A 12304-nucleotide genomic window follows, 5' to 3' on the forward strand; every position below is an offset into this window, starting at 1 on the left:
CTTGTTATAAACTTTATATAAGGCTAAGTTAATTGTAAACTGCTACTTAAGACTGTGTACTTTTTTTTTAGCCTCTTCTAAACTCGCTTAATAATATAGCTGTTGCTGTGGCTACATTTAAACTTTCTGTCGCCTGCAATTCACCAAATCTAGGAATGGAAATTTTTTCGGTAATAACAGCTTCTACTTCTTTGGATACGCCATTGGCTTCATTACCCATTACTAATATTCCGTTTTTAGGTAACTCACTTTTATAAACATTTTCACCTTCCATAAAAGCACCGTAAACAGGTAAATTACTCTCTTTTAAAAACGGAACCAAGTCTATATAATTTACATTAACACGTGTTATAGACCCCATAGTAGCCTGCACAACCTTGGGGTTAAAACGATCTACAGTCTCTTTACTACAAACTAATTCTGTAACTCCAAACCAATCACACAATCTAATAATAGTGCCTAAATTTCCTGGATCTCTAATGGCATCGAGTACCACAATTAAACCAGTCGTATCAATAGGTTTTGGCTCTGGCATTTTAAATACGGCCAATGCTGTATTTGGCGTGGTTAAAAAACTAATGCGTTTTAATTCTTGATCGGACACAAGCTCTTCATCTTTGGTATTAATATTGAAAGGCTTTGTTGTAAATAATTTGTAAAGCTCTAAATGAGATTGTAACAGTTCGGTTATTGTTTTAACACCTTCAACAACAAAAAAACCATGTTGTTGTCTATATTTTTTTTGCTTTAAACTCGTTATTAATTTTATTTGACTTTTAGAAAGCATGCCAGTATCATAAATTTTTTATAAAGAAAAGAAATTATTAATAAGATACGTTAATAGTCTACTTATTTAAATATTTTTTAAGATTAAAATAATGTATTTTTGATGCTTAAACTAAGATTCCTTTATTGAATATAAACGTTTAACCTATCACTTTTAATTTAATTATTACGCATTTGAAAAAACAACTCTTAAATATTTTACACCTTACGCTTGTTATGAGTTTGCTTTACTCCTGCGATGCCACAAAAAGAGTTGCTGAAGATGAACATTTACTTACAGAAACATCTATAGTTGTAAATGATAAAAAAAATAATACCGAAGAGATAAACAACCTATTATACCAAAATACCAACAGAAAAATTTTAGGCATACCTTTAAGATTACATATTTACAACACAGCACGACCTAATAGAGACTCCCTTTTTGAAGCTTGGTTAGATAAAAAACCGAATCGTAGAGCAAGACTAGAGAAAAAGTATTCTAAAAAGCAAATTGATAAACTAAAAGAATCTGCTATTGGGTTTAATAATTGGTTAAAAAGAACAGGAGAAGCTCCTACCATTTTAAGTGAAGACAAAACAAAACGCTCTGCTAAGCGATTAGAAGATTACTACTTTAATAACGGCTGGTTTAATGTAAAGGCTGACTATGATATTGAAAGGAACGATAACAAACGTGCTAAAGTTGACTATACCGTAAAAACGGGACCCGCATTTTTAATTGATTCTATAGCAAAAACGGTAAAGTCACCTATTGTTGATTCACTTTATAAAAAAATTCAGGATAAAGCACTTATAGTTCAAGGCGAACAATACCGAACTAGTAGTTTTGAGCAAGAGCGCGAAAGAATTTCTACAGAATTAAGAAACTTAGGTGTTTACCATTTTAATCAAGATTACGTTACCTTCGAAATGGATACTATTGGCACCAATAAAAAGGTTAATGTTGGGATAAAAATTCAAGATAGAGCTATAAGAACTGCCGATTCTATTAGACGCGAACCTTTTAAAGTATATTATATTGACGATGTTAATATTATAACCGATTATACCTTCGAGAACAGAAACAAACCGTTTCAAGATTCTATTTATTATGGTGGTTTTAAGCTGTTTAGTTATGGTAAAATGCGTTTTCGCCCTAAGGCACTAACCGATGCTGTATTTATTTCACCTGGCAAAGTATTTAGAGATCTAGATAGAACGCGTACTTACAGTTATATCAATCAGCTTCGCACCTTTAAATATCCTAATATTGAATATTTTGAAAATCCAGATAACACATTAAAAAGCACTATTAGATTAACCCCTTTAAAAAAGTTTAATTTAGATTTTAGTGCCGATGTGTCTCAAAGTGATATTCAAACCGTTGGCTTCTCATTAAACCCAAGCTTACAAATTAGAAATATTTTTGGAGGAGCAGAAACCCTAGCAATATCTGGAATAGCATCGATTGGAGCCTCAAAAGATTTGAGGGAAGATGGTGACCCATTTTTTGATATTAATGAGTTTGGAGCCGATTTAAAATTAACCATACCAAGAATATTTTCACCTTTTTACACCGAAAATATTATACCTAAATACATGTCGCCTAGTACAAGCATTGGTCTAGCAACAACAAGCCAAACCAATATAGGATTAGATAAGCAAACCTTTAGCGGCAATTTTAGCTACAATTGGTACCCAAATAAACAAGTTAGTAACCGCTTAGACCTTTTTAACATTCAATATGTAAGAAACCTAAGAACCGAGAACTACTTTAGTATTTACACGAGTTCCTTTAACAGTTTGGAGAATATAGCACTAGAAAGTTACAACACACCATCGGAGTTTATAGAATTGGACGGGAATGAAAACGAACAGCTAATAGAGGAAAAAGCCGATGAGTTTATCGACTTGGTATTAAGCGATACAAGCTATGAATCAACCAATGCTAGCGACTACTTAACCGTTAGTAACATTGACGAACGTAAAAAACGACTAACAGAAAACAACCTTATTTTATCTTCGGCCTTTAGTTTCACACAAGATAATCGTACAAACCTGGTAGATAACGATTTCTCTATTTTCCGTTTTAAATTGGAGTTAGCGGGTAATTTATTAGCAAGCACCTCAAAACTTTTAGGACTTAATAAAGATAGCGACAACAGGTATGAGTTGTTTAACGTCGCCTATTCACAATACGTAAAAACAGAACTGGATTATATAAAACACTGGGATTTAGGCAAGAAAAACACGTTAGCAACACGTGCCTTTTTTGGTATCGCTATACCCTATGGTAACTCTAACAGTATTCCGTTCTCAAAGAGTTTTTTTGGTGGTGGACCTAACGATAACCGTGCATGGGCTGCTTATAGCTTAGGCCCAGGAAGTTCAGAAAGCACTAACGAGTTTAATGAAGCCAACTTAAAACTAGCTTTAAGTGCCGAACAGCGCTTTAATTTATTTGGCAATTTAAACGGCGCTTTATTTGTAGATGCTGGTAACATTTGGAATGTACTAGACAATGTAGAAGACGACAACGCAACCTTTACCAGCCTTAGCTCATTAAAAGATATTGCTGTAGGTTCTGGTTTTGGCTTACGCTACGATTTTAGTTTTTTCGTATTCCGTTTTGATATAGGTTTTAAAACCTACGATCCATCTTATACAGATCAAAACCGATGGTTTAACGATTATAACTTTGCCAATGCGGTATATAACATAGGTATAAACTATCCATTTTAAGCAAATTATACCATTTTACACTATAACGTTTTAGTGTTATTTTTGCTGTTTCAAACCATAAAACATCTATAAATCATTTAAAATTTGATTACTTTTGATACTTAAGTAAATTCAAAAATTATAATAAACATAAAAATGGGACACAACATAAAACCAGGAGTAGCTACAGGAAAAGAAGTACAAGAAATCTTCAATCACGCTAAAGCAAACAATTACGCTTTACCAGCTGTAAACGTTATAGGGTCTGATACCATAAATGGTGTTTTAGAAACAGCTAGAGATTTAAACGCTCCAGTAATCATACAATTTTCAAATGGTGGCGCACAATTTAACGCAGGAAAAGGTTTAAGTAACGACGGACAAAAAGCTGCTATTGCAGGTGCAGTTGCAGGTGCAAAACACGTACATACTTTAGCCGAAGCTTATGGTGTTCCAGTAATTTTACATACCGATCACTGTGCAAAAAAACTATTACCTTGGATTGATGGTTTATTAGATGCTAGTGAAATTCATTATAAAGAAACTGGAAAATCATTATTCAGTTCTCACATGATTGACCTTTCAGAAGAGCCAATTGAAGAAAACATTGAAATTTGCAAGCAATATTTAGAAAGAATGTCTAAAATGGACATGACTTTAGAAATTGAGTTAGGAATTACAGGTGGTGAAGAAGATGGTGTAGATAATACAGATGTAGACGATTCTAAATTATACACACAACCAGAAGAAGTAGCTTACGCTTACGAAGAATTAAGCAAAGTTAGTCCTCAATTTACAATTGCAGCTGCATTTGGTAATGTACATGGTGTTTACAAACCAGGAAACGTAAAATTAACTCCAAAAATATTAAAGAATTCTCAAGAGCATATTTCTAAAAAGTATGGTGTTGAGCATAATCATATCGATTTCGTATTCCACGGTGGATCTGGATCTACAGTTGAAGAAATTCGCGAAGGAATTAGCTACGGTGTAATTAAAATGAATATCGATACAGATTTACAATATGCATTCATGGAAGGTATTCGTGATTACATGGGAAGTAAATCAGAATATTTAAAAGCACAAATAGGAAATCCTGATGGCGCAGATGTTCCTAACAAGAAACATTACGATCCAAGAGTATGGTTACGCGAAGGTGAAAAAACTTTTGTAGCTAGATTGAAAAAAGCTTTCGAAGATTTAAATAATGTAAACACTTTATAGATTAAAGTCAATTTACAATAAGCATATAAAAAAGGTTCTGTATATTACAGAACCTTTTTTAGGTTTACAAGCCTAAAATTGAAGCATTTAAAACATTAAAATTAATAAAAGTATAAGGGCGTTACCCCAAAATTAAAAAAAAGTTTAATTTTGTGGTCAGGCTTTCGGCAGTCGCTTCCCGATAAAAAATCGGGCGAGCTTCAACAAATGCCTCAATCCCTAACGTAATTGGCATTTCCGTAAAAGCAGGAATGTCATGAAACAAACTAAATTTTAAAAAACTTTCCTTACACAAGGGAATACAAAATCATAAGTCACTATGTCTTGGTTTAAACGAAAAACAAAAGGAATAACAACAACTACCGAAGAGAAAAAAGACACCCCAAAAGGGCTGTGGTATAAATCTCCTACAGGTAAAATTGTAGATACAGAAGAGTTAGAAAAAAACTTTTATGTAAGTCCAGAAGACGGTTACCATGTTAGAATTGGTAGTAGAGAGTATTTTCAAATCCTTTTTGACGATAATAAATTTAAAGAATTAGACGCCGACTTAGAATCTAAAGACCCGTTAAAATTCGAGGATACTAAAAAATATCCAGACCGTTTAAAAGCAGCTCAAAAGAAAACCAACTTAAAAGACGCCGTGCGTTGTGCCGTTGGAAAATCTAAAGGAAAAGATATTGTAGTGGCATGTATGGATTTTTCATTTATTGGAGGTTCTATGGGTAGTGTTGTTGGCGAAAAAATAGCGAGAGCAGCAGATTATGCTTTAAAAAAGAAATTACCTTTAATGGTAATTTCAAAATCTGGAGGAGCTAGAATGATGGAAGCAGCATTATCATTAATGCAATTAGCAAAAACATCGGTAAAATTAGCGCAATTAGCAGATGCAGGATTACCTTATATTTCGTTATGTACAGATCCTACTACTGGAGGAACAACAGCATCGTTTGCTATGCTAGGAGATATTAATATTAGCGAACCAGGAGCATTAATAGGTTTTGCAGGACCACGTATTGTAAGAGATACAACAGGTAAAGAATTACCAGAAGGTTTTCAAACCTCGGAATTTTTGTTAGAACATGGTTTCTTGGATTTTATAACACTTCGAAAAGATTTAAAAGACAAGGTTAACCAATATATAGATTTAATATTAAACCAACCTTTAAGAGATTAGTTTAAAAATTACATAAAAGAAGCCTTATTAACAGTGTTAATAGGGCTTCTTTTTTTTATAATAATTGTATAATTATTTTAAACCACTAGTATTACTTTCTAGCACAAAGGTTGTTGGTCTTTTAAAACACACCGAAAACACGGTACCTACCCCAACTTCACTTTTTACCTTTACATGGCCACCTAAAGCTTCTATATGCGCTTTTGTTATAAAAAGACCAATACCCAAAGCATCATCGTTGTAATGGAATGTTTTATACATTTGGAACAAGGAGTCTCCAAACTTATCTAGATCAATTCCTAAACCATTATCTTCTATATGAAAAGCAACATGATCGTTTTCTATTTGGCTAGACAATTTTATAACGGTATCTCGAGTTTGATCGCGGTATTTTATAGCATTCGATAAAAAATTAAGTATTATACTATCTAAATAAGCAGGTATGGCATTAATTAAATGGTCCTTATCTACTTGGTTTTCTATTACACAATTTTTATTTTTTGCAATAGCGCTTATATTATAAATAGCTTGACTTACATAGGTGTATAGGTTTAGTGCTTCTATTTTATTTTCGTCTACCGATTTAATTTTTGCTATTTCGGTAAGATGAGAAACCGTTTGGGTTAAGTTTATAACAGACCCTTTTAAAAGCTCGAAATTTTCATCTTGCACTAAATCGTGCGCTTCTTCTTCTAAAAAAGAAACTAACGTACTTAAATTAGAGGTATGTGTTTTTAAATTATGGGTAACTATATCGGCAAAATTAGTTAATCTGTTATTTTGCTCTTGTGCCAACTCTAGTAAAATTTTTAATTGAGACTTACTTTCCTTACTACTTGTTATATCTAGAATTTGAGCTATAAAGTATATAGGTTCTCCATGATCATCTCTTAATAAAGACACCGATATTAAAGCCCATACAATATTTCCGTTTTTATGAAAATATCTTTTTTCTATTTGATATTTATCTATTTCGCCTTTTATTAAAAGTCGCATATTTTCAAGGTCGATATTTAAATCCTTTTTATGCGTAATTTGCTGAAACGATAACTTATACAGTTCTTCTTTTGAGTAGCCTAAATAGGTTGCTAAACTATCATTAACCTTTACCCATTTACCTTTTAAACTTACAATTGCTAGCCCGCCATTAGCAAAATCGAAAATATTTTTGAATAATTGTTTTTTTACAACGCTAATTCTATCAGGCATATAGGATAAATTTGTGTTTACTAAAAATAGCCTTTTTTTTACAATTATTGAAATCCTTACGTTATTAATTACAATAGTTATAAAAAAGATTTTTTACATAATATTCTAAACATTAAATTATTCACTATATTTGCCGCTCGAAAGAAAAACTTTCGTGTACATAAAAATCATTTACAATAATATTAGCATGTATTTATCAAAACAAGAAAAAGAAGAATTGTTCGCAAAACACGGTAAAGGAAAACACGATACTGGTAGTGCAGAAGGACAAATTGCGTTATTTACGCAAAGAATTGAGCACTTAACTGCTCATTTAAAAACAAATCGTAAAGATTACAACACTGAGCGTTCGTTAGTAATGTTAGTAGGAAAAAGAAGAAGCTTACTTGATTACTTAACTAAGAAAGATGTATTAAGATATCGTGCTATAGTTAAAGAATTAGGTTTAAGAAAATAAACTTAAAAACAAAAGACCACGTTTTTATAACGTGGTTTTTTGTTTTTGCGTTAGGGATTGTAGAGGAAAGCCCACAGCCCGACGTAGGAGGAGCGAGGACTTGAAACGTAAAGCCCGACCCCTTGTGGGTAACGCCCAAATTATATAACTCGAGCGTAAGAGTTTAAATAACGCATTTAGAAGAAGCTAGATCCTGAAACGAGTTCGGGACTAAAGGTTTTTCATTGGTCAAGAGACATTTAATTGTCACACACACAACAACTACACACAACAACACAACGACCATTGTTTAACATGATTTAAGCATGCATATGCTTGAGTTACAAGAAAAAATTTATGATTCCAAAAGTTTTTAAAGAGGTTATTGACCTAGGAGACGGTAGAGAAATCTCTATCGAAACCGGAAAATTAGCAAAACAGGCACATGGTTCTGTTGTTGTTCAATCTGGAAAATGTATGCTTTTGTGTACAGTTGTTTCCAACTACAGACAAGCAGATGTTGACTTTTTACCTTTAACGGTAGATTACAGAGAAAAATTTGCTGCTGCAGGACGTTACCCAGGAGGTTTCTTTAAAAGAGAAGCACGACCTAGTGATGGAGAAGTTTTAACTATGCGTTTAGTGGATCGTGTTTTACGTCCGTTATTCCCGAAAGATTACCACTCTGAAACTCAGGTGATGATCCAGTTAATGTCTCATGATGATGATGTTATGCCAGATGCTATGGCAGGTTTAGCAGCTTCGGCAGCTATTCAATTATCAGATTTTCCTTTTGAATGCCCAATTTCTGAAGCTAGAGTTGGTCGTGTAAACGGTGAATTTGTTATTAACCCAACGCGTGCTCAATTAGCAGAGTCTGACATCGATATGATGATTGGTGCTTCGGCTGATTCTGTAATGATGGTTGAGGGTGAAATGGATGAGATTTCTGAAGAAGAAATGACTGAAGCCATTAAGTTTGCTCATGAGGCTATTAAAGTACAATGTGCTGCCCAAGTTGCATTAGCTGAGGCTTTTGGTAAAAAAGAAGTACGTGAGTATGAAGGTGAAAGAGAAGAAGCTGATTTAGCTGCTAAAATTCACGATATGGCTTATGATAAAGTATATGCTATTGCTAAAGCAGGTTCTGCTAAGCATGAGCGCAGTGCTGCATTTGCTGAGATTAAAGAAGAAATTAAAGCTAGTTTTACTGAAGAAGAACAAGCTGATTTTGGTGGATTAATTTCTAAGTATTACAGTAAAGCTGAAAAAGCTGCTGTTAGAGATTTAACATTAAATGAAGGTTTACGTTTAGATGGACGTAAAACTACAGATATTAGACCAATTTGGTGTGAGGTTGATTATTTACCTTCTACACACGGATCGTCTATATTTACACGTGGGGAAACTCAAGCTTTAGCTACAGTTACTTTAGGTACAAGTAGAGAAGCAAACCAAATAGATATGCCGTCGTTTGAAGGTGAAGAACGTTTCTATTTACACTATAACTTCCCTCCTTTTTGTACTGGTGAAGCTAGACCTATTCGTGGAACATCTCGTCGTGAGGTAGGACATGGTAATTTAGCGCAACGTGCATTAAAAGGTATGGTTCCTGCAGATTGCCCATATACTGTACGTGTAGTATCTGAGGTATTAGAATCGAACGGATCGTCTTCTATGGCAACTGTTTGTGCTGGTACTATGGCTATGATGGATGCTGGTGTGCAAATGAAAAAACCTGTTTCTGGTATAGCGATGGGATTAATCTCGGATGCAGATTCTGGAAAGTACGCTGTTTTATCTGATATTTTAGGTGATGAGGATCACTTAGGAGATATGGATTTTAAAGTTACTGGTACTGCAGATGGTATTACGGCTTGCCAAATGGATATTAAGGTTAAGGGATTATCTTACGAGATTCTTGTAAATGCTTTAAAACAAGCGCGCGATGGTCGTTTACATATTTTAGGTAAAATTACCGAAACTATTGCTACGCCAAATGCAGATGTTAAAGATCACGCACCTACTATGGTTTCTAGACGTGTTCCTAACGAATTTATTGGAGCGTTAATTGGACCTGGAGGAAAAGTGATTCAAGAAATGCAAAAGGAAACAGATACAACTATCGTTATTAACGAGGATCCTGTTACCGAAGAAGGTATTGTTGAAATTTTAGGTGTTGGTAGAAAAGGTATTGATGCTGTTATGGCAAAAATAGATTCTATTTTATTTAAGCCTGAAGTTGGTAGCGTTTACGAAGTAAAAGTTATTAAAATGCTTGATTTTGGTGCTGTTGTAGAATATATGGTTGCTCCAGGAAACGAAGTTTTATTACACGTAAGCGAATTAGCTTGGGAACGTACTGAAAACGTTACCGATGTAGTAAATATGGGCGATGTATTTGATGTTAAATACTTTGGTATAGACAAACGTACACGTAAAGAGAAAGTATCTAGAAAAGCGCTTTTACCAAAACCAGAAGGTTATGTTGAAAGACCACCAAGAGACTCTTCTAGAGATAGTCGTGGTGGACGCGATAACAGAGGTAGAGATAATCGTGGACGCGATAACCGTCGTGATGACCGTAAACCTAGAGAAGATAAAAAGGAAGATTAATTTCTTTTAATAATCTATAATATATTAAAGCCTGTTTCAATTAAGAAACAGGCTTTTTTTGGTTTTGAACGTATACAACAAGTGCAGAAAGTCTTTTTCCGTTATTAAAGAATTACCATAACACTTATAAGCCCAAAGTTTATTTTATAGAAAACCCCAAAGGAGGAAGATATAGTGCTCAATCTATACGTTCTTTTTTAAAAAGAAGCGTAGAATTGGCTGGTATAAATAAAGCTGTAACGCCGCATTCCCTTTAATAGAATATAATAATCGTTGAAAAATTGAAATTAAAGTAAATGGAGATAAAAAGAAAGCAATGTTTGACCCGGGAAGTAGCGCTATACTTACTTTTATGGATAATATAAAACTTCCAAAAAATTATATTTATCAAATAAAAAAGTATCCGAATTCAAACACCTTGTACTCAAATACAAATTAAAAAAATATAGAAAGGAAAATTTTTGTCAACTTAAGTATCTCAAATCTTATAATTAAAGACATACCTGCACTTAATAATTATGAAAGTAATGTTATTGGAAATCCAATTTTATGGGAATATAAAAGAGTCGTATTAGATTTTATAAGTAAATAAATATACCTTTTAAATAAAAATAATTTTACCAAGTTGAATAGTATATCATATAAAAGTCAAGTTGCTAGAATTAAGAATCTGGAAAAATAAAAAACCAGTATACAACAAATAAACCCTTTAACAAATCCTACCGTAAAAAAAGCATTTACCTACAAAAAAATACTCTCATAAATAATTATCCTTTCCATACAAAACTAAAAATAACCATTTCAAATAATTTGAAGTGGGTTTTTAAAGATATAGTTTATTGGTTTTTATTAAAATTGTATTACAAAAAACCTGAGTATATATAATGTATTAAATACTAATATCGCCAGTTTGCTTTTCAGGAACTTCTTGCACACTCATTTTAGTATCGTATTGTTCAAATACTTTCTTTAAAATATATTTTCCTAATTTCATTTTTTCTAAAATGACATCGCCTTTAAAAGAATACCCAGATCTTAAATTTAACTTTTGGGTTTCTGGTAAATCAATTAACACGTAAAAATTATTATCAACCTCTTTTCTGTTAGGTATAAAGCTCAATGCACCCTTAATTGGTCCATATTGATAGTAGTAATAAGCATCTAATTTTAAATGCGTGGTTTGCCCTTCTTTTAAGTATTTTAAATCTTGCTCCTTAACACGTGCTCGGGCATAAAAACTCTTAGAATCTGGTGTTATGGAGATTAAAGATTCGCCTTTATTTATAAAACTTAAATTCTGGTTTTGGGTAAACACATTTACAATAACGCCATCTAAATTTGATATTAAAAATTGCTTATTGTCTGCTGCTTGAACAATATCAATAGATTTCTCTCTGGTTTCTAATTTAGAATTTACATTCTCTTTTTGTTGGTCCAATCGGTTTTGAGAGGCTATTAAATCGGAAATTTGAATTTCCAAAGTGTTTTTACTTTGTAAATATTCGTTTTCTAACGAGCTGAACTGACCTTTTAATTGACTTCTTAAATTTCCGAGTTGCAAGTACTGGCTTCTAGAGGTTAAATAGTCGTCATTGGCTTGTCTAAGCTCAATTAAACTAATAACTTCTTTTTGGTACATAATAGAATCCGAGCTTAATTTATTTCGCTTAATTTTAATTTGCTCATTTAATAAATACGCCTGCTGCCCTAAACTTCTTAACTCGTTAGTAATTTTTTTACGATTATTAATATATTGTATGGAGTCTAATTCTATTTGCTTTTTAAAAAACGCAACCTTTTCTTCTATATTTAATTTATCAATATCAATGGATTTATTTTGCTGAAAAATAGTTACAAACTCACCACTGGCATTATCAATTTCCATTAAGGTATCGCCTTTAGTAACGCGATCGCCTTTACTTACAAAGGTTTTTCTTGGTATAATTTCAAAGGGGGCCTTAAAATTAATTTCTGGGTTTTTTGATATGATTTCGCCATAATTATAGGTTACCACATCGTTAACAGGAATTACAAACAATCCTACCACAACAATACCTATAAAAACCAATAAAATCCTAAAGAAAATTTTTATAAAATTAATTTCCCGGGTTTCATATAATCTTTTATTATCTAAGCTATATTTACTCATATTA

At 32.7% G+C, this 12304-nt stretch carries 8 protein-coding genes; 5 read left to right on the top strand and 3 right to left on the bottom strand.

Going from position 1 to position 12304, the window contains the following annotated elements; translation table 11 throughout:
* Nucleotides 1–67: 67 nt before the first annotated feature.
* On the bottom strand, nt 68–787 hold the full coding sequence (locus AAFN75_RS03270; protein ID WP_411808210.1) for a TrmH family RNA methyltransferase: 720 nt from the start codon (nt 785–787) through the stop codon (nt 68–70).
* Between the two features lie 173 nt (nt 788–960).
* Between AAFN75_RS03270 and AAFN75_RS03275 the strand changes: the two genes are divergently transcribed.
* The 3 genes from AAFN75_RS03275 to accD all read left to right on the top strand — a co-directional run bounded on the left by AAFN75_RS03275 (nt 961) and on the right by accD (nt 5890).
* On the top strand, nt 961–3510 hold the full coding sequence (locus tag AAFN75_RS03275; protein ID WP_411808211.1) for a BamA/TamA family outer membrane protein: 2550 nt from the start codon (nt 961–963) through the stop codon (nt 3508–3510).
* A gap of 135 nt (nt 3511–3645) precedes the next feature.
* Nucleotides 3646–4713, top strand: a complete 1068-nt coding sequence (gene fbaA / locus AAFN75_RS03280; protein ID WP_411808212.1) for a class II fructose-bisphosphate aldolase — start codon at nt 3646–3648, stop codon at nt 4711–4713.
* Between the two features lie 319 nt (nt 4714–5032).
* Nucleotides 5033–5890, top strand: coding sequence for an acetyl-CoA carboxylase, carboxyltransferase subunit beta (gene accD, locus AAFN75_RS03285; protein ID WP_144116787.1), 858 nt, complete (start codon nt 5033–5035; stop codon nt 5888–5890).
* 72 nt (nt 5891–5962) lie between these two features.
* Here accD and AAFN75_RS03290 read toward each other — a convergent pair whose 3' ends face one another.
* Complete coding sequence (locus AAFN75_RS03290) at nt 5963–7099, bottom strand: PAS domain S-box protein (protein ID WP_411808213.1); 1137 nt, start codon at nt 7097–7099, stop codon at nt 5963–5965.
* A gap of 187 nt (nt 7100–7286) precedes the next feature.
* Between AAFN75_RS03290 and rpsO the strand changes: the two genes are divergently transcribed.
* Together rpsO and AAFN75_RS03300 are read left to right on the top strand one after the other, a co-directional pair.
* A complete protein-coding gene (gene rpsO / locus AAFN75_RS03295; RefSeq protein WP_144116789.1) occupies nt 7287–7556 on the top strand; it encodes a 30S ribosomal protein S15 in 270 nt (89 codons plus the stop codon).
* 336 nt (nt 7557–7892) lie between these two features.
* Nucleotides 7893–10151, top strand: coding sequence for a polyribonucleotide nucleotidyltransferase (locus tag AAFN75_RS03300; protein ID WP_411808214.1), 2259 nt, complete (start codon nt 7893–7895; stop codon nt 10149–10151).
* 889 nt (nt 10152–11040) lie between these two features.
* On the opposite strand, the gene AAFN75_RS03305 is transcribed toward AAFN75_RS03300, so the two are convergent.
* Nucleotides 11041–12300 carry an HlyD family secretion protein gene (locus AAFN75_RS03305; RefSeq protein ID WP_411808215.1) on the bottom strand — a complete coding sequence of 420 codons (1260 nt, stop codon included), beginning with the start codon at nt 12298–12300 and terminating at the stop codon, nt 11041–11043.
* Nucleotides 12301–12304: the final 4 nt, after the last annotated feature.

The sequence above is a fragment of the Algibacter sp. AS12 genome (assembly GCF_046736315.1).
In the GTDB taxonomy this organism is placed as follows: domain Bacteria; phylum Bacteroidota; class Bacteroidia; order Flavobacteriales; family Flavobacteriaceae; genus Algibacter_B; species Algibacter_B amylolyticus.